19 protein-coding genes are annotated in these 21324 nt (G+C 72.7%); 8 read left to right on the top strand and 11 right to left on the bottom strand.

The window, feature by feature from the left end; translation table 11 throughout:
- Positions 1-3: 3 nt before the first annotated feature.
- On the bottom strand, positions 4-690 hold the full coding sequence (locus tag ACIA77_RS05035) for an NUDIX hydrolase (RefSeq protein WP_395884981.1): 687 nt from the start codon (positions 688-690) through the stop codon (positions 4-6).
- Positions 691-773: 83 nt separating this feature from the next.
- Here ACIA77_RS05035 and ACIA77_RS05030 point away from each other — a divergent pair, with 83 nt between their 5' ends.
- Both ACIA77_RS05030 and ACIA77_RS05025 read left to right on the top strand, forming a co-directional pair.
- On the top strand, positions 774-1775 hold the full coding sequence (locus ACIA77_RS05030) for an SPFH domain-containing protein (RefSeq protein ID WP_395884489.1): 1002 nt from the start codon (positions 774-776) through the stop codon (positions 1773-1775).
- Positions 1772-2626 carry a hypothetical protein gene (locus ACIA77_RS05025; protein WP_395884488.1) on the top strand — a complete coding sequence of 285 codons (855 nt, stop codon included), beginning with the start codon at positions 1772-1774 and terminating at the stop codon, positions 2624-2626. Before ACIA77_RS05030 ends, ACIA77_RS05025 begins: the two co-directional genes overlap by 4 nt.
- On the opposite strand, the gene ACIA77_RS05020 is transcribed toward ACIA77_RS05025, so the two are convergent.
- The gene (locus ACIA77_RS05020) at positions 2565-3425 is read right to left on the bottom strand and encodes a helix-turn-helix domain-containing protein (protein ID WP_395884487.1); all 861 of its coding nucleotides are present in this window, start codon (positions 3423-3425) and stop codon (positions 2565-2567) included. The genes ACIA77_RS05025 and ACIA77_RS05020 overlap by 62 nt on opposite strands.
- A gap of 91 nt (positions 3426-3516) precedes the next feature.
- Here ACIA77_RS05020 and ACIA77_RS05015 point away from each other — a divergent pair, with 91 nt between their 5' ends.
- Together ACIA77_RS05015 and ACIA77_RS05010 are read left to right on the top strand one after the other, a co-directional pair.
- Positions 3517-4347, top strand: coding sequence for an SDR family oxidoreductase (locus ACIA77_RS05015; RefSeq protein ID WP_395884486.1), 831 nt, complete (start codon positions 3517-3519; stop codon positions 4345-4347).
- A gap of 741 nt (positions 4348-5088) precedes the next feature.
- Positions 5089-5874 (top strand): sulfite exporter TauE/SafE family protein, encoded by a 786-nt coding sequence (locus ACIA77_RS05010; protein ID WP_395884485.1) that lies wholly within the window; start codon positions 5089-5091, stop codon positions 5872-5874.
- A gap of 4 nt (positions 5875-5878) precedes the next feature.
- Here the strand turns inward: ACIA77_RS05010 and ACIA77_RS05005 are convergent, their stop codons facing one another.
- On the bottom strand, positions 5879-8095 hold the full coding sequence (locus ACIA77_RS05005) for a glycoside hydrolase family 15 protein (protein ID WP_395884484.1): 2217 nt from the start codon (positions 8093-8095) through the stop codon (positions 5879-5881).
- 189 nt (positions 8096-8284) lie between these two features.
- Here ACIA77_RS05005 and ACIA77_RS05000 point away from each other — a divergent pair, with 189 nt between their 5' ends.
- Positions 8285-8740 (top strand): single-stranded DNA-binding protein, encoded by a 456-nt coding sequence (locus tag ACIA77_RS05000; protein WP_395884483.1) that lies wholly within the window; start codon positions 8285-8287, stop codon positions 8738-8740.
- A gap of 250 nt (positions 8741-8990) precedes the next feature.
- Here ACIA77_RS05000 and ACIA77_RS04995 read toward each other — a convergent pair whose 3' ends face one another.
- On the bottom strand, positions 8991-9488 hold the full coding sequence (locus ACIA77_RS04995; RefSeq protein ID WP_395884482.1) for a MarR family winged helix-turn-helix transcriptional regulator: 498 nt from the start codon (positions 9486-9488) through the stop codon (positions 8991-8993).
- A 199-nt stretch (positions 9489-9687) separates the two neighbouring features.
- Between ACIA77_RS04995 and ACIA77_RS04990 the strand changes: the two genes are divergently transcribed.
- From ACIA77_RS04990 to ACIA77_RS04980, 3 genes are all read left to right on the top strand, one after another.
- Positions 9688-9939 carry a hypothetical protein gene (locus ACIA77_RS04990; RefSeq protein ID WP_395884481.1) on the top strand — a complete coding sequence of 84 codons (252 nt, stop codon included), beginning with the start codon at positions 9688-9690 and terminating at the stop codon, positions 9937-9939.
- A gap of 313 nt (positions 9940-10252) precedes the next feature.
- Positions 10253-10882, top strand: coding sequence for a hypothetical protein (locus ACIA77_RS04985; protein WP_395884480.1), 630 nt, complete (start codon positions 10253-10255; stop codon positions 10880-10882).
- 10 nt (positions 10883-10892) lie between these two features.
- The gene (locus ACIA77_RS04980; protein ID WP_395884479.1) at positions 10893-11705 is read left to right on the top strand and encodes a helix-turn-helix transcriptional regulator; all 813 of its coding nucleotides are present in this window, start codon (positions 10893-10895) and stop codon (positions 11703-11705) included.
- Between the two features lie 113 nt (positions 11706-11818).
- On the opposite strand, the gene gcl is transcribed toward ACIA77_RS04980, so the two are convergent.
- The 7 genes from gcl to ACIA77_RS04945 form a co-directional block, all read right to left on the bottom strand.
- The gene (gcl, locus tag ACIA77_RS04975; RefSeq protein WP_395884478.1) at positions 11819-13513 is read right to left on the bottom strand and encodes a glyoxylate carboligase; all 1695 of its coding nucleotides are present in this window, start codon (positions 13511-13513) and stop codon (positions 11819-11821) included.
- Positions 13514-13515: 2 nt separating this feature from the next.
- The gene (locus tag ACIA77_RS04970; RefSeq protein ID WP_395884477.1) at positions 13516-14406 is read right to left on the bottom strand and encodes a 2-hydroxy-3-oxopropionate reductase; all 891 of its coding nucleotides are present in this window, start codon (positions 14404-14406) and stop codon (positions 13516-13518) included.
- The gene (locus tag ACIA77_RS04965) at positions 14406-15230 is read right to left on the bottom strand and encodes a hydroxypyruvate isomerase family protein (RefSeq protein ID WP_395884476.1); all 825 of its coding nucleotides are present in this window, start codon (positions 15228-15230) and stop codon (positions 14406-14408) included. The genes ACIA77_RS04970 and ACIA77_RS04965 overlap by 1 nt, the downstream gene beginning before the upstream one ends.
- Positions 15231-15326: 96 nt before the next feature.
- Positions 15327-16451 (bottom strand): acyl-CoA dehydrogenase family protein, encoded by a 1125-nt coding sequence (locus ACIA77_RS04960; protein ID WP_395884475.1) that lies wholly within the window; start codon positions 16449-16451, stop codon positions 15327-15329.
- A 134-nt stretch (positions 16452-16585) separates the two neighbouring features.
- Positions 16586-17509, bottom strand: coding sequence for a 2Fe-2S iron-sulfur cluster-binding protein (locus ACIA77_RS04955; protein WP_395884474.1), 924 nt, complete (start codon positions 17507-17509; stop codon positions 16586-16588).
- Entirely contained in the window at positions 17506-19287 is a 1782-nt protein-coding gene (locus tag ACIA77_RS04950; protein ID WP_395884473.1) for an NAD(P)H-dependent oxidoreductase subunit E, read from the bottom strand. Before ACIA77_RS04950 ends, ACIA77_RS04955 begins: the two co-directional genes overlap by 4 nt.
- Positions 19288-19298: 11 nt before the next feature.
- Positions 19299-21296, bottom strand: coding sequence for a molybdopterin oxidoreductase family protein (locus ACIA77_RS04945; protein ID WP_395884472.1), 1998 nt, complete (start codon positions 21294-21296; stop codon positions 19299-19301).
- Between the last annotated feature and the right edge of the window lie 28 nt (positions 21297-21324).

Raw genomic sequence — 21324 nt, 5'->3', positions numbered from 1 at the left:
CCGTCAGCCGCGGGTGCGCAGCATCGGCGGCGACAGCAGTTCGGCCGGCCCCCGCCGGTACAGGCGCGCGGGCCGGCCGCCGTCGCGGGTCGTGGTGGTGCCGACGGGGTCGAGCAGGCCGTCCGCGCCCGTGACCTTGCGGTGGAAGTTGCGCGGGTCCAGCCGGGTGTCCCACACGAGCTCGTAGACGCGGCGCAGTTCGGCGACGGTGAACTCCGGCGGGCAGAACGCCGTGGCGAGCGGGGTGTACTCGAGTTTCGCCCTGGCGCGCTCGAGCCCGTCGGCGAGGATCTTCGCGTGGTCGAAGGCCAGCGTCGCCGGGTCGAACCCGGCGAGCGGCGTCCACCGGGCTTCGGCCGCGTCCGTGCCGGCCCGCGGCACGGGGAGGTCGGGTGCGAGCGCCAGGTAGGCGATGGTGACCACGCGCAGCCGCGGGTCGCGGCCCGGGTCGCCGTAGCCCGCGAGCTGTTCGATGTGGACGGTGCCCGCCGGGAGGCCCGTCTCCTCCGCCAGCTCGCGCCGCGCCGCCGTGTCGAGGTCCTCGTCGGCGAGCACGAAGCCGCCGGGCAGCGCCCAGGAGCCGCGGAACGGCTCCACCCCCCGGCGCACCAGCAGCACGCACAGCTGCTCGCCGGTGATCGTGAGCACCACGAGGTCGACGGTGACGGCGCTGGGCGGGAACTCTTCCATGTGCTTCACGCTACACCTTAATCGTCAGCTTGACGAAAAGAGTCCGGCGCCCATATCGTCACAGCGACGATAAGGAGGTCCCCATGGCGGACATCAAGCGGCTGTTCGGTTTCCGGCACCTGCGGGGCGTGCCGACCGCCCACATCCGGCACCTGCGCGGGGGCAAGCTCGGGCACGACGGCACCGGGCTGTCGTTCTGGTACCGGCCGCTCACCGCGGCGCTGTCGGAGATCCCGGTGGACGACCGCGAGCTGCCGCTGCTGTGCCACGCCCGCACGGCCGACTACCAGAACGTGACGGTGCAGCTCGCGCTCACCTTCCGCATCGTCGACCCGGCGCTCGCGGCGCAGCGGATCGACTTCTCCGTGCACCCGGACACGGGCCGCTGGCGGGGTGACCCGCTCGCGCAGATCAGCGGGCTGCTCACCGAGAACGTGCAGCAGTACGCCCTCGAGGTGCTCGCGCGCACGCAGCTCGAGCACGCGCTGGTCGACGGCGTGAGCGCCGTGCGCGACCGCATCCGCGCCGGGCTCGCGGAGGAGGACACGCGGCTGGCGCAGACGGGTTCGGCGGTGCTCGACGTGCGCGTGGTCGCGATCCGGGCCGAGCCGGAGGTGGAGAAGGCGCTGCAGACGACCGCACGCGAGAAGGTGCAGCAGGAGGCCGACCGCGCGACGTACGAACGGCGCGCGCTGGCCGTCGAACGCGAACGCGCGATCGGCGAGAACGAGCTGCAGAACAAGATCGCGCTGGCCCGCCGGGAGGAGGAGCTGCTGGCCCAGCGGGGCGCCAACACCCGACGGCAGGCCGAGGAAGCCGCCGCGGCGGACCACATCGAGACCGAGGCGAAGGCGAGCCGCGAGCAACGGCTGGCCCAGGTCAAGGCGGAGGCCACCCGCACGTTCGGCGAAGCGGAAGCGGCGGGCGAGGCCGCGCGCCTGGCGGCGTACCGCGACCTGCCGGAGCCGGTGCTGCAGGCGCTCGCGCTCAAGGAGCTCGCGGGCAACTTGCCGAAGATCGACAACCTCGTGCTCACGCCCGATCTGCTCGCGCCGCTGCTGACCCGGCTGGGGATCGGGTCGTGAGCCTCGCCCCGCGCGCCGTGCTCGTGCACCGGCGCACCGAGCTCACGGAACTGCTGGCGCGGCACGGCACGCTCGGCCAGGCGGAGTTCTTCCTCGCGACGCGCGGCCGGTCGCTCGACGACGTGGTCGAGCAGGACGCCGCCGTCCGGCGGGCGCTGGCCGAGGTGTCGGCCGCCGTGCCGTGGGACTGGCGCCGCGGCAGCGTGGAGCGGGCGGACCTGGCGCGGTTCCTGTTCACCCCGGAGGACGTCGTCCTGGTCGTCGGGCAGGACGGGCTGGTGGCGAACGTCGCGAAGTACCTCACCGGCCAGCCGGTCGTCGGCATCACGCCCGGATCCCCGGGGGTGCTGGTCCGCCACCCGGCCTCGGCGACGCCCGATCTGGTGCGGTCACTGGACTCCGTCGAGCGGCGCACGATGGTGCGGCTCTCGGCCGACGACGGTCAGACCCTGCTCGCGCTCAACGAGATCTACCTCGGCCACCCGGGTCACCAGACCGCCCGCTACCGCCTGGGCCCGGAACGCCAGGCGTCGTCGGGGATCCTCGTCGGCACGGGTACCGGCGCGACCGGCTGGTGCCGGTCGGTGTGGCAGGAACGGCACAGCGCCCTGCGGCTCCCGGCCGCCGGCGAGCGGCGGCTGGTGTGGTTCGTGCGCGAGGCGTGGCCGTCTCCGGACACCGGCACCTCGCTGACCGAAGGCGAGCTCACCACGGCGCCGCTGACGGTGACCGTCGAATCCGACCACCTCACCGCGTTCGGCGACGGGCTGGAGTCCGACGCCGTCACCCTCACGCGGGGGCAGTCGGTGACGTTCCGCCCGGCCGAGCGGGCGTTCCACCTCGTGCGCTGAGCCGGGCCAGCGCTTCGGCCGACGGCGTGCCCGGTTCGGCGTGGTAGATCACCATCAGCTGGTCCTCGGCGCCGGTGACGGCGAACTTGTCGTAGTGCAGGGCGAGCTCGCCGACGCGGGGGTGGCACACGTGGTGCACCCCGTCCCCGGGCTGCGGGCGCACGTCGTGGCGGGCCCACAGCTCGCGGAACAGCTCGCTGCCGGCCGAAAGTTCGCTCACGAGCTCGGTCAGGCGCGGATCGTCCACTTCGGCCCCCACCGCCGCGCGCAGGCTCGCGACGAGCCCGCCGACGCGGGATTCCCAGCCGGTGAAGAAGCTCTGCGCGTGCGGTTGCGTCAGGATCGCCCGCAGCAGGTTGGTGCCCGGCGTGTACACGGGCGAGAGCGCGACCGCGATGTCGTTGGACGCGAGGACGTCGAGGTAGCGGCCCTGGACGTACGCCGGGGTCAGCTCCCACGACCCGATCAGGCGGGCGACGCTCGGGCGCACCTGCTCGCTGCGGCCGGGGTCGCGGCGCCGGCGCGGGGCGGGGTCGGCGAGGTCGTGCAGGTGCGCGGTGGCTTCCCGGTCGAGGCCGAGCGCGCGGGCCACCGCGTCGAGCACCTGCGCCGACGGGTTGCGGTCACGGCCCTGTTCCAGCCGCGTGTAGTACTCCGTGCTGATGCCGGCCCGCAGCGCCAGCTCGTCACGGCGCAGCCCGGGCACGCGCCGGTGGCTGTTCACGACGATCCCGGCGTCCTCGGGCCGCACCTGCTCACGCCGGGCGCGCAGGTACTCGCCGATCAGGTTTCCCGCCATGCCCCCACGATAATTCGGCGAAGGTGGCCCTGGCGGCACCCCTCTCACGGGGAGCCTGGCCGCTCCGGCCCGGCCGGGTGATCGTTGCGGCATGACACGAACCTGGCTCATCACGGGCGTGAGCACCGGCTTCGGCCGGCACCTCACCGAAGCACTGCTGGCGGCCGGCGAGCAGGTGGCGGGCACCGTCCGCCACCTCGACGCCGTGGCCGACCTGACCGAGAAGTACGGCTCGGCGTTCCACGTCGCGCTCCTGGAGATGACCGACACCGCGCGCATCCGCGAAGTCGTCGACGCCACGCACGCGCGCTTCGGCCGGCTCGACGTGGTCGTGAGCAACGCCGGCTACGGCCTGATGGGCGCGGCCGAAGAACTCACCGACGAGCAGGTGCGCCACCAGCTGGACACCAACCTCCTCGGCTCGATCCAGCTGATCCGCGCGGCGCTGCCGCACCTGCGCGCGGCCGGCGGTGGGCGCATCCTGCAGCTCTCCTCGGTCGGCGGCCAGGTCGCCTGGCCGGGCGGCTCGCTCTACCACGCCACCAAGTGGGGCGTCGAAGGCTTCGCCGACGCCCTCGCCGACGAAGTGGCCCCCCTCGGCATCGGCGTCACGATCGTCGAACCGGGCGGCGCCCGCACGGAATTCCGCTACGACGGCTCCCGCCTCGCCCCGAAGATCGACGCCTACTCGATCTCCCCCGCGGCCCGCATCCGCCGCGTACTGGAAGAACGCACCTCCCTCGCCCTCGGCGACCCGGTCCGCATGGCGCAGCTCATGATCGCGACCGCGGACCAGTCCCCGGCCCCCCGCCGCCTCGTCCTGGGCAGCGACGCGTGGACCGCCATGACCGCGGCGCTGGAAGCCCGCTTGGAGGACGTGCGGGGGCAGAAGGAGGTCGCCTTCTCCACCGACCTCCCCTGACGGCACCGGGGCTCCGCCTCCCTCCCGGCGCGCCCCGGGCACATCGCTGCGGTCGCCCGCCCGGTCTCGCGGGCCGCGCGGGCGGCGCACCCAGCACTCAGGCAGCGGCGCCGACGGCCTCGAACGACAACCGAGCGGGCTCCACGGCGCGACGTGGAACGCGATCGCCACGGGGCACCTCGTTGCCACCGCCCCATCCGGTTCACCGAGCATGACTCCAGTCAGCGCTCCGAGCTCTCGGGCCACCGGCCTCGAACGACGGCGAAGGGGCCTGCTGTGTGGGGCGAACGGCGATTGCCGCGCCGGGTGCCGCATCGTCGCGAACGCCTGCGCAGGCCACCTGCGCGAGAACGGGCAAATGCCAAGCCATCGGACCGTGAAGGCCACCGGCCTCGAACGGCGAAGCGGCGTCTTTCCACGCGAACCGCGATCACCGCCGCGGTGCCGCATCACCGCGACCGACGGTGCCGTCCACTGCACGGGAATAGGCAGAAGCGCCAAACTCGTGGGCCGCGAAGGCCACCGGCCTCGAACGACGGCGAAGCGGGCCCTGATTCCGGTGGCGGTCTGCCGTTGCCGCCCCGGTGCCGCATCGCGGCGATCGTCCGTCCGGTTCCGCCGCCGAGACCGGGCGGCGCGCAGGCCGCGAGAACAGCTTGCGTCGAAGTCACCCGCTACGGTCGAACCGGCAGTTTCCGCGCACCGAGGTGGCGCGGACCGACCACAGCCGGGAGGGGCGAGGTGAACTGGTCGACGGGCGTGCTGGCGTTCGCCGCGGGGTTGGTCATCTCCGTGGTGACGACGCCCGTCGGGGTGTCCGGCGCGGTTTTCCTGCTTCCCGTGCAGGTCAGCGTCCTCGGTGTGCCCAGCCCCGCGGTCACGCCGACCAACCTGCTGTTCAACGTCGTGGCGGTGCCCGGCGCGCTGCTGCGGCACCGCCGCGACGGGAACCTGCGCGGCCCGCTGACCCGGCTGATGCTCGCGGGCACCGTGCCCGGGGTGGTGATCGGCGCGGTCATCCGCGTGTTCGCCGTGCCGAGCCCCAGCGTGTTCCGGCTCCTCGTCGCGGCCTTCCTGCTGCCGCTCGGTGGCTGGCTGTGCGTCCGGGCGCGGCGTCCTGGCCGGCCCCACACCGGCGCGGAGCCGGCGCCACGCTCGATCGTCGCGCTGGCGCTCACCGTCGGGGTGGTCGGCGGGATCTACGGGATCGGTGGCGGTTCGCTGCTGAGCCCGATCCTGGTCAACCGCGGACTGCCCGTCGCCACCGTCACTCCGGCCGCGCTGGCGTCCACGTTCGTCACCTCCCTCGCGGGCGCCGCTTCCTTCGCCCTGCTGGCGATGACCGCGCCCGGCGACATCGCGCCCGACTGGTTCGTCGGGCTGGCCTGTGGTCTCGGCGGGCTCTGCGGCGGCTACCTCGGCACCCGCCTCCAGCCCCGGCTGCCCGAAGCCGGCCTGCGGCTGCTGCTCGGTCTCCTGGCCATCGGGGTCGGCTCGCTGTACGTCGTCCAAGCCGCGCTGGCCTGAGCCCTCAGCTGCCGTAGCGGTCCTTCACCACCGAAGGCGTGTCGAGGTCGTGCCCGGCGTCCATGCTCTGCGCCAGCCGCAGGTACTGCCCCTCCGCCCACATCAGCGGCCCGGCGCTGCCGGTCGGCCGGCCGAGGCCGAAGCAGCCGCTCGAGTGGTCCCACACCTGTTCGGGGATGAAGTACCCGGCGTTGGCGGCGTCGGCCATGGACTTGAGGTAGACCGCGGCCGAGCGGCCGTTCGCGAGTTCGTACTCACCCCGCTCCCCCGACAGCACCGGCCACAGCCGCCCGAAGCGTTGCGGGCCGCCGGCGGGCCAGCCGGTGCAGGCCGAAGTGCTTTCGCCGTAGTTGTCGTGCGGGTAGCGGTGGAAGTAGACGTCCCCGTTCGGCAGTGTGACCTGCACGGGCGAGTTGCCGTCGGCCGCGGCCGCCGTCGGGGCCAGCGAGGCCGCGATCGTCGGGTCAGCGGGTCCCCGCACCCCAAGGCGGGCGAGGTCGAGGAACCCGAAGTCGGTCACGTCGTGTTCGTAGAAACAACCTTCGTCGAAGCAGATCTGGCCGCCGTCGTTCGGGTCGGTGCCCTTGTCCAGCCGCTCGAAGTACGTGTGGCCGCCCCAGTAGCCGGACGTCGTGACCGTCCACGAGTCCAGCGACGCGCGCCACGAGTCCGCTGTGGACTCCCACGCCGCCGCACTCGCGGTGTCGCCGTTCGCGCGGGCGATCACGCCGGCCGTCACCAGCCCCGCGATCTCGGCGGCGATCGACGACGGCGACCGGCCGTACTGCTCCTCCCAGCGTTCGGTCGTCGCGGGACCACTCGTGCGGAGGTGCTCGGCCGTGACCTTGATCTTCGCGTACGTCGCGGAGTCGGTCAGACCGGTGAGCCACGCGAGGACGATCGCGTCGGCGTCCTGGTCGAGCTGTTCGCAGCACCCGAGCAGCTGGGCGCTCGCGCCGGCGACGCCGCTCACCGGGCTGTAGCGCGGGAACGCGCCGGCCGGGTACGTCGTGCCGTCGCCCGGCGTCGGCGATCCGATCCACTGCGAGTTCCACAGGAACTGCGCCATCCGCTTCGGCTGCGCGATGTCGCCGGCGGCGAGGAGACCGGTGGCCTGCTGGTAGAGGTCGCGGCCCCAGACGCGGTGGTAACCGTCGTTGAGCGCGTCGCCGTTGACGACGTCACCCCACGGGGTCGCCAGACTCGCCACGCTCGCGCCGCGGAACGTCTTGTCCTCCGCGGCGTGCAGCGCCATCGCGGCGACGTAATACGCGCGGCGCCGCTGCACGTCACCCGAAACGCTGGCGGGCACGGGTTTCAGGCTGCCGGCGTAGGAGTTCCAGCCGGTGCGGTAAGAGCTCTCCAGCGCGCTGAAGCCGCTGCCCAGTGACCCGGTCGCCGCGCCGGTCGCCGCCGCGGCCGTGGCGCCGTACCCGAGGGCGACGGTGAACGTGGTGTCCCCGGCGACCGGGATCTGTCCACACTGGACAACGTTGCCGGCTCCCGAGATGGTGTCGAACCCGCTGTCGAGCCGGTGATCGGCGCGCAGGTCGGTGAGACAATCGCTGCCCGCTCCGGAGTAGCCGTTGTCGTGCGCGGAAAACCCGGTCGAGGCCCGCAGCGAGGACACCACGGTGGTCGCCTTGCCGAACAGGTTCTCGGTGCCGCTCGCGACCAGCCCGGTGCCGTCCCAGGACGCCGTGTCGTTCGCGGCACCACCGGCCATCGACGGGTTGGCCAGCAGGTACAGCCGGTACGAACCGCCGTCGAGCGACTGGAACCGGGTGCGGGTGACGAGCGACGCGCGGGAAGGATCGGTGACGTACGTGGTGGTGATGCGGTAGCGGCCGTTCTTCGCGGTGTTCGTGACGGTGTACTCGAGCGACTTCTCGTCGGGCATGGTGACGACGTGGTTCGTCGCGTCCCGCTCGAGGTCGGTGAAGGACGACCCGTCGGTCACGACGTACTGCAGGTCCTGCATCTCCGGGGTGTCCGCGCGCGGGTAGAAGACCTCCGACGTCACGCCGTTCGCGACGGTGAACCACACCGGGCTCGCCGTCGCCGCGGCCGTGCCGAGCGCGTCCTTGTTCCCGGTGGTCCACGACGACGGGCCGCCGCAGCAGTCGGTGGCCGTGCCGCTCGCGGGTGCGCCGGCGCTCACCACCGCGCCCGCGGCCATGATTGCCGGCAGGACCGCGCGGGCCTTCCTCCACGTCCTCATCCGCTCCCCCTTCGTCCGGCCGCCCATGGTGCCGCCTCGGCGGGCGCGCGGATACGGCCGAAGGAAGGGTTCACGCCCGCCACCCGATGGAGTGACGGCCTTCGCCGGCGAAACTGTCGTACCCGGATGGTCTCCTGAAACCCGGAAGCGGCCCCACCCCGGAGCCGCCCGGAACAGAGGAGAACCACCGTGGCCGGAGATACCGTCGTGACCGTCGTCGGCAACCTCACCGCCGACCCCGAATTGCGCTTCACCGCCAACGGCGCCGCGGTCGCCAACTTCACCGTCGCGTCCACCCCGCGCACGTTCGACCGCGAATCGGGTGAGTGGAAGGACGGCGAGGCGCTTTTCCTGCGCTGCAGCGTGTGGCGCCAGCCCGCGGAGAACGTCGCCGAGTCGCTGGCGAGAGGCGCCCGCGTCATCGTGCAGGGCCGGCTGGTGCAGCGCTCGTTCGAAACCAAGGAGGGCGAACGCCGGACGGTCGTGGAACTCCAGGTCGACGAGATCGGCCCGTCACTGCGCTACGCCACCGCGAAGGTCAACCGCGCCAACCGTTCGGGGCCGCCGCCCGCGGATTCCTCAGACGGGCCGTGGTCACCCGCGCCGTCGCCGGTCGCCGCAGGCGCGGGTGATCCGCCGTTCTGACGTGCGGATCCGTCCACATCGGACGGTTCTTCGCGGGCGACAGCCGAGCGAAGTCGCCGGTGTGCCTTGGCGTTCCGGCGGCGCTGGGTGGCCCGCGGCCGTTGCCGGCTCTGGCTCAGCGCGGCCGAGGGATCGCCGGGGATCGGGTGCCCTGTCGCACCGCTGTCCGGATCCGCGGGCGGCACGGATCCGCCGGCTGCGTTGAGGTTCCGGCGGCCCCGGCCGGGCCGCGGGCGCGCGCGGTTCCCGGTCAGCTCAGCTCGGCCAGCATGTCCTTGAGGATGCGGCTCAACGTCGCCGCGTCTTCCGGCACCGTCGCGGACGAAAGGAGGGTCGCGAGGCCGGCCGCGTGGTCGGTCAGGGTGGCGTCGATGACGTCGCGGCCCGCGGTGGTGAGCGTGATGCGGAAGCTGCGGCGGTCGGCCGGGTCCAGGCTGCGCTCGACGTACCCCGCGGTCTCCAGGCGGTCGAGCCGGTTCGTCATGCCCGCGCGCGACGTCATCAGCACCGCGGACAGCTCCGACGGTGTCAGCGCGTAGGGCGGGCCGGTGCGGCGCAGGGCCGCGAGCACGTCGAATTCACCGGGCCGCAGGCCGTGCTCGGTGAAAACCTGCTCGACGGCCGCCTCGACCACGCGGGTCAACCGGGCGAGGCGCCCGAAGACGTCCATCGCGGACACGTCCAGGTCCGGTCGTTCCTGCCGCCATTGCGCGATGACCTCGTCGACGGCATCGCAAGACTCACTCACACCCCGGATTCTAGGCGAACGAAAGGAGTTCCGTTTCGCCCGAGACGTCCGCCGCCCGCGGCGCGGCCCTTCGCCCGGCCGGCGGACGACGTCAACGTCGGCGGCGTGGCCGTCAAGGAAGCGTGAGAACCGGCGGCGCGCGCGGCGCCGAGATCGCACTCTGACGGGGTCGGGGATCCCCATCGGAAGAAGGCACGTGGTGAGTGATCTAGGCGGTTCGGTGCTGCTGATCGGTGTGTTCGTCGCGCTGGCGGTGGTGCTGCGCAGCCTGCAGTGGTGGCTCGGTCGCGACCGCGGGCTCGTGCGCGCCCAGCACCAGTGCGCACGGCAGGAGCCGCGGCGCTCCTCCGGCGCGACGGCGGCGATGACGGGCGCGGCGACCGGGCCGGCCCCGTACGGGCCGAACGACGTGGTGAGCAGCAGCCCGGCCAACCGCGTCGCTGAGCGGTAACCGCGTCGGCTTCGGGCCGGCCCACGCGCTCACGGCCGGTCCTGCGCGGTGTCGTCGGGACGACGGCACCGACCACCTTCGTGAGCTCAGCCCGCGCGTGCCAGCTCCGGCTCAGCGCGGGCCGGCGACGACTCGCGAGGAGTTCGGGTCAGGATCAGCCGAACAATTCAGTCGACACTGAGCTGTCCGGCAAAAAGCCGGTCCGAGATGCCCGGCACCCGCCCCGACGCCCACCGGTACGGTTTCGCCGAAGCGGTTCTGCCCGGCGGACACCCGGGCGGAACCACCGCACGAGCGGGGGGAGCGCTGCCCGATGTCGTCGACCGTGGTGCCGTCCGGTGGGGTCCGCCGGAAAGCGGCGAGGGCCGCCACCGAGGTGCTCGCGCCGTGGGTGTGGGTGCTCGGCCTGCCGCTCGCCGTGGCGTGGCAGGTCACCGGCCACCGGCCCGGGGCGACGGTGTTGTGGGGGCTGGTCGTCGGCGTCACGGGGTCGCTCATCCCGATGGCGGTGATCGTGCGCGGGGCGAAGCGCGGCAAGTGGGACGGGCACCACGTGACCAACCGCGCCGGGCGCCTCGTGCCGTTCACGGTGTGCTTGCTCTCGCTGGCCGCGGGCTTCCTCGTGCTCATCTTCGGCGGTGCGCCACGGGAGCTGATCGCGCTCACCGCGACGGAGCTGGCGTGCCTGGTGGTGGCGCTGGCCGTGACGTTCGGCCTCAAGTTCAAGATCTCGATCCACACCGAGGTCGCCGCGGGTGCCACGGTGATGCTCATCTGGGTGTACGGGCCGTGGCTGCTCCTGCTGGTGCCGTTCGTCGGGTGGGTGGCGTGGTCGCGCGTCGAACTCGGCGACCACACGGCCCGGGAGGTCGTCAGCGGCGCGTTCGCCGGCGCGGTGGTCGGCGGCGCCGTCTACTTCGGACTGCTGGCGCTGCTCTCGTAGACTGGCCCGCGTGGAGAACCTCCTCGGCGACTACCTGCGGGCGCGGCGCGAGCTCGTCGCGCCCGAGGACGTCGGCCTGCCCGCCGGCGGCCGGCGGCGCGTGCGCGGCCTGCGGCGCGAAGAACTGGCTCTGCTGGCGGGTATCAGCAGCGACTACTACATGCGCCTCGAACAGGGCCGCGACCAGAACCCGTCCGCGCAGGTGCTCGACGCGCTGGCCCGCGTGCTCGGCCTCGACGCCGCCGCCACGGCCCACCTCCACAGCCTCGCCGCTCCCCCGCCGGCCGTCGCGGTCGGGCCGGTGCCGGCGGTGCCCCCAAGCATCGCAGAGCTGATCGGCACGTGGCCGACGACGCCCGCGTACGTTCAGGACCGGCTCACCAACGTCCTCGCCGCCAACGCCATCGCCACCGCCGTCTCACCCAAGTACGCGCCGGGCCACAACCTGCTCCGCGAGGTCTTCCTCGACCCCGCCGAACGCGACTTCCGCGTCGAGTGGGAACAGACCACGGCCGACGGCGTGGGCGGCCTGCGCGCTTCCCTCGGCGCGAACGTCGGCGACCCCGCCGCGACCGAGCTCGTCACCGAACTCGCCGCGAAGAGCGAGCGCTTCCGCGAACTCTGGGCCCGCCACGACATCAAGCCGCGCACCGCCCACCTCGCCCACTTCCGCCACCCCGTCGCCGGCCCGCTCGGCCTCCACAGCGACAAGCTCACCCTTCCCGGCGCCGACGCCCTGCAGCTCGTGGTCTTCCACGCCGCCCCCGGCACCCGCGACGCCGAAGCGCTCGCCTCGCTCGCGAACCTCGTCCGCTCCGAGTAGCGCCGTGGCCCGCGGCGAAACCCGGCGGACGCCACCCACGCGTGCGCCGGTGGGCGGGTCCCGCACTCCCGGACCCGCCCACCGGTACCTTCACCACCACCGCGAAGCGGAACTCAGCTCGCGCTCTCGAACTCCTTCACCGCGTCCAGCGCCGCACCCATCGCCGCGTTGGCTTCGCGTTCGATCATGATCTCGACGAGGACCGGGCGGCGCGTGCGTTCGGCTTCCTTGCGCGCCCACTCGAGCGACGAGCGGATCTCGCCCGGCTCGACGACCCGCGTGCCCGAGCAGCCGTAGGCCTCCATGATCTTCACGTTGTCCGCGCCGTGGTCGTCGTAGTGGATGTCGACCTGGTAGTTCATGTCGTAGCCGGTCTCGGCCTGCCGGATCAGGCCCAGGTACTCGTTGTTGAGCATGATCAGCACGAACCCGACGTCGTACTGGGCCGCGACCGCGAGCTCCTCCACGAGGAACTGGAACGAGTAGTCGCCGACGACACCGACGACCTCCGCGTCCGGGCGGGCCTTCTTGACGCCGATGGCCGCGGGGATCTCCCAGCCGAGCGGGCCGGCCTGACCGCAGACCTGGTAGTGGCGCGGCAGGTGCGCGCGCTGGAACTGGCCCGACCAGATCTGGTACAGCCCGATCGCCGTGACGAAGTACGTCTCGGGGCCGTAGAACTCGTTGATCTCCTTGAACACCCGGGGCGCCTTGATCGGCAGGTCGTCGAAGTCCTCCCGCCGCGGCAGTTCCGCCTTGAGGTCACCGAGGCGCTTGACCCACGCCCGGTCGCGCGCCGCGACCTCTCGCCGGTCCAGTGCCGCCGTCAGCGCGTCGAGGAACGCGCCGGTGTCGGAGACGACGCCGAGGTCCGGGCCGAACACCTTGCCCAGCTGCGTCGGTTCGATGTCGACGTGGATGAACTTGCGCTCGCCCCGGTACACCGACAGCTCGCCGGTGTGCCGGTCGCCGAAGCGCGCGCCCAGCGCCAGCACCAGGTCGGCTTCCAGGAACGCCGCGTTGGCCCACCGCTGCGACGTCTGGATGCCCGCCATGCCGGCGAACAGCTCGTGGTCCTCGGGGAAGCTGCCCTTGCCCATGAGCGTGACGCCGACCGGGACGCCGAGCCGCTCGGCGACGGCGCGCAGCCGGTCGCTCGCCTCGCCGAGCACGACCCCGCCACCGGCGAGGATCAGCGGGCGTTCGGCGGCCAGCAGCAGGTCGAGGGCCCGCTCGACGCGCGCGGGCGCGGGTGTGACCGCCGCGACCGGCAGCGCCGAGTCGATGCTCGAATCCCACTCGATCTCCTGCTTCTGCACGTCGATCGGCAGGTCGATCAGCACGGGTCCGGGCCGGCCGGAACGCGCGATGCGGAAGGCCTCGCGGAACACCCACGGCAGCTGCGCCGCCTCCTTCACCTGCACCGCCCACTTCGTGACCGGCTTGGCGATTTCGACGATGTCGACGGCCTGGAACGCCTCCTGGTGCAGCTTCGACGACGCCGCCTGCCCGGTGATGCACAGGATCGGGATCGAGTCGGCGTGCGCGGTGTAGAGGCCGGTGATCATGTTGGTGCCCGCGGGACCGGAGGTGCCGATCGCGACGCCGACCTTGCCGGTCGTCCGCGACCAGCCGTCGGCCATGTGCGTGGCGCCCTCTTCGTGGCGGACGACCAGGTGGTCGATGCCGCGGCCCTGCATGGCCTGGTACAGCGGCAGGATCGCCGCGCCGGGGCAGCCGAAGGCGACGTCGACGCCCTCGTCGGCCAGCACGTCGACGACCGCCTGCATGGCGGGGACTCGGGCCACGGTCAGACCTCCTCAGACGGGCGTCCGGAGACGCCTTCGACGACCTTGAGCAGCGCGGAGTGGTCGAGGGAGCCGTAGCCCATCGCCCGGCCCGCGGCCACGAGCTGGGCGACCAGCCCGGTCAGCGGCAGCGCCACGTCGGCCTGCCGCGCCGCGGCCAGCGCGATGCCCATGTCCTTGTGGTGCAGGTCGATCCGGAAGCCCGGCGCGAACTGCCGCTCGACCATCGACTTGCGCTTGAGCTCGAGGATCCGGCTGCCGGCGAGCCCGCCCGCGAGCACGTCGAGCCCGACGCCGGCGTCCACACCGGACGCTTCCAGCAGCACGATCGCCTCGGCGACCAGCCCGTAGATCCCGCCGACCACGAGCTGGTTGGCCGCCTTCACGACCTGGCCCGCGCCGTGGGGTCCCACGTGGACGATCGTCTTGCCCAGCAGCTCGAAGATCGGCTTCGCCGCTTCGAAGTCCTCGGCCGGGCCGCCGACCATGATGGACAGCGACGCCTGCTCGGCGCCGGCCTGACCACCGGAGACCGGCGCGTCGAGCACCCGGATCCCCTTCTCCGCCCCGGCCCGCGCCACGGCGATCGAGGTCTCCGGCCGGATGGTGCTCATGTCCGCCAGGAGCGTGCCCGGCCCGGCGACGTCCAGCACGCCCCCCGGCGCCAGCACGACCTGCTCGACCTGCGGGTGGTTCGGCAGCATCGTGATCACGACGTCCGCCCCGGCCACCGCGTCGGCCACGTCCGCGGCCGCGCGCCCGCCGGCGGCGGCGAGCTTCTCCAGCGCGTCCGGGTTCAGGTCGAACCCGCTCACCTCGTGTCCCGCACCGGCCAGGTGCGCGGCCATCGGCGTGCCCATCACGCCGAGCCCGATGAATCCGATCCTGCTCATCACTTGCCCCTTCGCTCTTCCGGCAGCCAGGCCAGGGACTCGAGCGTGGAACCGTCCGGTTTGTACTCGATCCCCACGTGCCCGCGGTAGCCCGCCGCCTGCAGCTTCTCCAGGTGTCCCTCGAGGTCCAGCTCCCCCGTGCCCGGCTGGTGCCGGCCCGGCGCGTCGGCGATCTGCACGTGACCGGTGCGCGGGGTGTACTCGGCGATCACGGAGTCGAGGTCGTCGCCGTTCACCGCCAGGTGGTAGAGGTCGGCGAGCAGCCGCACGTCGTCCAGCCCGAGCCGGTCGAGCACCGCGATGGCGTCGGCCGCCGTCTTGAGCGGGTAGGCCGGGGTGCCCGACAACGGCTCCAGCACCAGCTGCGCGCCGATCTTCGCCGCGGCCTCCGCGGCCGTGGCGAGGTGCTCGAGCGCCAGCGCGTCCTGTTCGGACGGCGTGACGCCCTCGATCCGGTTGCCGTACAGCGCGTTGAAGCTGCGGCAGCCGAGCCGCTCCGCGATCCCGATCGCGATGGTCAGGCTCACCGCGAACTCGGCCTCGCGGCCGACCCACGACACGAGCCCGCGCTCACCCGCGGCCATGTCGCCGGCGAACAGGTTCAGCCCGGTCAGCTGCACCCCGGCCCGTTCGATCGACCGGACGAACTTCTCCACCTCGACCGGCCGCGGGTCGGCACCGTCGAACGGCCACCAGTACTCGACCGCGGTGAAGCCCGCTGCCCGAGCGGCCTGCGCGCGCTCGAGCAGCGGGAGCTCGGTGAACAGGATCGACAGGTTGGCGGTGTAGGGCAGCGCGTGCCGCACCCCGGCGGGACCGGTCATCGGATACCTCGGCTCATCGGATCGCTCGTACCTCTGATTTCGCATTGCGGAAGCTTTCTTCCGTAGTTCGAGAATAGCGACCCAACCTGGACTCGGTCAACGGGCGAGCGGCAGTTCGCCGAACGCCGGACCGGCGGCGGCTTCCGTGCCGGAGCGGGCCGCAAGATCGACCACGGTGTCCACGGTCGGCTCCAGCGAGCAGTGCGCCCGCGCGTCGCGGAAGCAGCGTTCGAGCGCCGTGTCACCCGCGAACGCCGCGCCCGCGCACAGCCGCAGCGACTGCTCGGTGATCGCGGTGACGGCCTCCGCGGAGGCCAGCCAGAGGTGGAACAGCTTCGGCAGCGCGTGCGCCGGATCCCAGCTGTAGGTGGCGAACGCGTCGCCGGTCAGCACTCGCACGGCCGCCGCGCGCAGCCGCATCCGCGCCAGCTCAGCCCGCGGATCCCCGGACGCGCAGGCGCCCGCCGCCGCGTGGGCCGCCGTCCGCTCGATCGCCGATTCCGCGATGCCCAGCGCGACGGCCGCGCCGAGCCCGAGGAACCACGGCAGCGCCAGATCGAGCACCACGTCGGCGCCCGCGCCGTCACCGCCGAGGACGGTGTTTTCGGGCAGCTGCACGGGATCCGCCCGTACGGTCGTGGCCGCGCACGCCCGCAGCCCCAGGCCGCCGGGCGGCAGCGCCGGCACGAACAGGCCCGGCGCGTGACCGGGCACGAACCACAGCGTCGCGGCCCCGCGGCCACCCGCGGGCCGGCTCGAGAACACGTAGCTGTCGGCCTCACCCGCCGCGACCACACCCGCCTTGTCGCCGCGCAAGTCGACCACGCCGTCGTGCGCGCACGCCACGCTGTCCGGCGCGAGCAGGCGAGAGCCCGGTCCGGCGTCGAACAACGCCAGCGTGCTCAGGTGCCGGCCGGCCGCGAGCTCCGCGCGCACCGCCTGGTCCCCGTGCGCCTCCAGCACGGCGGCGGCGGCGAAGTGCGACCGCAGCACGGTCGCGGTGCTCGCGCACGCCCGCGCGACCAGTTCGACGACCCGCGCCGCTTCGGCGAGCCCGTGGCCGCCTCCGCCGAGCCGCCGCGATGAGGTCAAGGCGAGCACCCCCTTGCGGCTCAACGTGGTCAGCGCCGCGCGCGGGAAGCGGGCCAGCCGGTCGGCGTCGGCGGCGGCCGGGGCCACCGCGGAGGCCACCACCCGGGACAGTTCTTCGACGGAAGGCACCGTTGCCCCCTTGGATTCGGTTGTTCTCCTGGTTCCTGAACGGAAGAAGAGCGCACGGGACCCGCCGTCCGGCACGTCGGCGGCCGGGGGCGGGGACGGCGGGTCCGCTCGGGCGAGGCGGGCCGGGGCCGCCGTCAGGTGTTCTGCACGTGCTGCCAGCCGAAGCGGCCCTTGATGCAGAGGTTGCCGTGGGTCACGGAGCTCTCGTGCGGGCTGGTGACTTTCACGATCTCGTTGTCCTGCACGTGAAGCGTCAGGTTGCAGCCCACGCCGCAGAACGTGCACACGGTCGTGGTCTGCGTCTGGCGGGCTTCGTCCCAGGTGCCGTCTTCGCGCTTGTCGTGCTCGCGCTTGAAGCTCAGCGCCCCCGTGGGGCACACCTCGACGCAGTTTCCACAGTAGACACACGCGCTGTCCGGCAGCGGCGTCGCGAACTCCGTGGAGATGCGGGCGTCGAACCCGCGCCCCGCCACCGAGATGGCGAAGGAGTTCTGCCACTGGTCACCGCACGCGTCGACGCATTTGTAACACAGGATGCACTTGCCGTAATCGCGCACGTAGAGCGCGTTGTCCACTTTGACCGGCTGCCGCACGGTCGCCGCGGTGAGGCCGTCGACCGGTTCGTGCTCGCCCGCAAGGGCGTCATCCCGTTCGGAAGACGGCGGCGCCGGCGGACCGAACCGCTCCGGATCGGCGCCCGTCTCGGCCATCCACTCCGCGACACCCGGCGTGGTCGACAGGTCCGTGGCCGAGCCCAGCAGCTCCAGCACGACCTTGCGGCTCGTGCGCGTCCGTTCGGAGTCGGTGTGCACCACCATGCCCGCTTCCGCCTTGCGCGAGCACGACGGCACCAGCGTCCGCGAGCCCTCGACCTCCACCATGCACACCCGGCACGCGTTGGCGGGCTTGAGGGTGTCGCCGTAGCAGAGCGTCGGGATCGCTTTCCCGGCCGCCGTGCACGCGTCCAGGATGGTCGCACCTTCCGGCACCAGCACCGGCTCGCCGTCCAGGGTGAACTCGACGAGCCGCTTCGGCAGTCCGATGTCGACGATCGTCATTCCTGTCCTCCGTTCAACGCGCCCAGCCGGGTCACGGCCGATTCGATGGCGTTCCAGGCGGTCTGGCCGAGGCCGCAGATCGACGAATCGCGCATCACCTGCCCGACCTCGCGCAGCAGCGCCAGGTCGTCGGCCCCGGTACCGAGCTTGCGGCCGCCGACGATGCGGCTCACCGCCTCCTCCTGCCGCACCGTGCCGATGCGGCAGGGCACGCACTGCCCGCACGACTCGTCGCGGAAGAACGACGCGATGCGCAGCAGGAACTTCCCCAGGTCGGCCTGGTCGTCGAGGGCCAGCACCACGCCGGAGCCGAGCGTGGTGCCGGCCGCGCGGGCGTCTTCGAGCGTGAGCGGCAGGTCCAGTTCGTCCGGCCGGACGAACCCGCCCGCCGCCCCGCCGAGGAGCACGGCCCGCAGCTCACGGCCCTCACCGACTCCCCCGGCCAGCTCGAGCAGCTCGCGCAAGGTGGTGCCGAACGGCACCTCGTACACCCCGGGCTTGCGCACGTTGCCCGACAGGCAGAACAGCTTGGGCCCCGTGGACTTCTCCGTGCCGATCGCCCGGAACGCGGCGTGCCCGGCCGTGAGGATGAGCGGCACGTTGTAGAGGGTCTCGACGTTGTTCACCACCGTCGGCTTGCCGAAGAGCCCCTGCTCGGTCGGGAACGGCGGCTTCGACCGGGGTTCGCCGCGGAACCCCTCGATCGAGTTGAAGATCGCCGTCTCCTCGCCGCAGATGTAGGCGCCGGCGCCGCGCCGGATCTCGAGGTCGAAGCAGAACCCCTCGTGACCCATGATGTCCACGCCGAGGAACCCGCGTTCGCGAGCGGCGTCGATCGCGTTCTGCACCAGCCGCCGCGCCCGCGGGTACTCACCGCGCAGGTACAGGAACCCGTGCGTCGCACCGATCGCGTAGGCGGCGATCGTCATCGACTCGACCATGGCGAACGGGTCGCCCTCCAGCAGCACCCGGTCCTTGAACGTGCCGGGCTCGCTCTCGTCCGCGTTGCACACCAGGTAGTGCGGCAGCTCGGGCTGGCGCGCCGCGCCGTCCCACTTGCGCCCGGTCGGGAACGCGGCGCCGCCGCGGCCCATCAGCCCGGAGTCGGTGACCTCGCGGATGACCCCCGCGGGCCCGAGCTGCAACGCGTTGCGCAGCGCCGCGTACCCACCGGTGGCGCGGTAGTCGTCGAGGCTCTCCGGGTCGACCGCCCCGACCCGGCGCAGCAGCCGCAGCGACTCGCGGTCCGGTTGGTGCAGCACCGGCGCGGCACCGTCCGCCGTGGACGGTGACCGCCGCGCCGCCAGCACCACCGACGCGCCGGTGGCCGGCGCGACCAGTTCGGTGCCCGGCGGGTCGCCGGCCTCGAACGCCAGCGCCGCCGGCGCCTTCTCGCACACGCCCAGGCACGGGCTGCGCAGCCACGTCACGCCTCCGCGCGCCTTGCCCGCGGGCCCGAGGTGCTCGGTGAGCGTCTCGCACACCGTGTCGGCGCCGTTGACCCGGCACGCGAGGTCGGTGCACACGTGCACCACGCGCTCGGGCCGCTCGGTGAGCGAGAACAGCGAGTAGAAGCTCGCGACGCCGTACGCGTCGGCCGGCGGCACGTGCAGCTTCTCGCAGATGTAGTTCAGCGCGCCCTGGCTGATCCAGCCGACGCGGTCGTTCACCGCGTGCAGCGCCGGCAGCAGCTGATCGCGGCCCGCGCCGGCCGGCAGCGCGTCGACCGCCGCGCGTTCTTCCGCCGAGGCGGCGAGGTCCAGGAACTGGAGGTCCATGCCCGCCCCCCTCAGCCCGCGACCGCGCGCTCTTGAACCTGGGACCGAGCCCCAGACCCCAGCCGGGGGGCGAGCCCCCCTGGACCCCCCGGTGGGAGCTTGTCCACCCGGATCGCCGCGGCCTTGTACTCGGCCGTGCCCGCGACCGGGTCCGTCGCCTCGATGGTGATCACGTTGACGTCGACCTCGTCCGGGAAGTGGAACGTCATGAACGCCAGGCCGGGCCGCAGCCCCTCGTCGATCCGGACCGGGGCGACGATCGCGCCGCGCCGGGACGAGATCTGCACCAGCTCGTCTTCCACGACGCCCAGCTGCGCCGCGTCGGCCGCGCAGAGGTCGAGCGTCTCACCGCGCCGCCGCGGCGACGGGAACCCGCCGGACTGCACGCCGGTGTTGTACGAGTCGAGCCGGCGACCCGTGGTGAGGCGCAGCGGGAACTCCTCGTCGAGGACGTCGACCGGCGGACTGTGGCGCAGCACCGTGAACGGTGCCGGCCGGCCGCGTTCGGCCGGGTCCTCGGCCCACAGCCGGGCGTGGAGGAACGACGGCTCCAGCGCATCTTCGCGGTAGCACGGCCACTGGATCCCGCCGAGCTCCTCGAGCCGCTGGTAGCTCATCCCGGCGTGGATCGGCGACAGGGAGCGCAGCTCGTCCCACACCTCGCTCCCGTCGGCGCCGCTGTAGTGCCAGTCGTGACCGAGGCGGCGGGCCAGCTCGCAGATCAGCTCGATGTCGTCGCGCGCGCCGGCCGGCGGGTCCACCGCCTTGCGCACGCGCTGCACCCGCCGCTCGCTGTTGGTGAAGGTGCCGTCGCTCTCGCACCACGCGGCGGAGGCGGGCAGGACGACGTCGGCCAGCTGCGCCGTCTTCGTGAGGAAGATGTCCTGCACCACCAGGTGGTCGACGTTGGACAGCCGCTTGATCGTGTGCTCGCAGTCCGCTTCGGACTGCACGGGGTTCTCCCCCACCACGTACACGCAGGTGAGCGTGCCGTCCTCCATCGCGTCGAGCATCTGCGTGAGGTTCTTGCCCTTGTACGGCGGGATGTGCGAGCCGTAGACGGCGTCGAACTTCTCCCGCACCGCCGGGTCCAGCACGTCCTGGAAACCGGGCAGCCGGTCCGGGATCGCGCCCATGTCGCCGCCGCCCTGCACGTTGTTCTGCCCGCGCAACGGGTTCAGCCCGGCGCCGTAGCGCCCGACCTGCCCGGCCAGCAGCGACAGGTTGATCAGCGACAGCACGTTGTCGGTGCCGTTGTGGTGCTCGGTGATCCCGAGCGTCCACGACATCTGCCCGCGGTCGGCGCGCGCGTAGGCGTGCGCCAGCTCCTTGATCAGCTCGGCCGGCACCTTCGTCACCTGCTCGGCGACCTCGAGCGTCCACGGCTCGACCGACGCCGCGAACTCCTCGTAGCCCTCGGTGGCGCGCTCGATGAACGTGGTGTTGGCGAGTCCGGAGTGGATGATCTCGCGGGCGATCGCGTTGGCCAGCGGGATGTCGGTGCCGACCTCCAGCTGCAGCAGCCGGTGCGCCCACTCCGCCGTGCTCGTGCGCCGCGGGTCCACGACGAACAGCTTCGCTCCCTTGTGGACCGCCTTGAGCACGTGCTGGAAGAAGATCGGGTGGGCCTCGCGCGGGTTGCCACCCCAGATCACGATGACGTCGGCGTCTTCGATCTCCTGGTACGACGACGTTCCGCCGCCGCTGTCGAACACGCGCGCCAGGCCCGCCACGCTCGGGGCGTGGCAGGTCCGGTTGCACGAGTCCACGTTGTTGGTGCCCATCACGGCGCGGGTGAACTTCTGGGCCACGTAGTTCATCTCGTTGGTGGCCCGGGCGCAGGAGAACATGCCGAAGGCCTCGGGGCCCTTCGTCTCCAGCGTGCGCCGGAATCCCTCCGCGGCGCGGTCGAGCGCCTCTTCCCAGGTCGCCGGTCGCAGCACGCCCGAGTCCCGCACGAGGGGTTCGGTCAGCCGGGCGTACGGCGTCGTGCTCTGCCTGCGCTTCATCCTCTTGCCTCCGGGTGGTGGGTGGTGG

It is taken from the genome of Amycolatopsis sp. NPDC051903 (genome assembly GCF_044452505.1).
GTDB lineage: Bacteria > Actinomycetota > Actinomycetes > Mycobacteriales > Pseudonocardiaceae > Amycolatopsis.
This window is presented reverse-complemented; position numbering and strand designations above follow the sequence as displayed.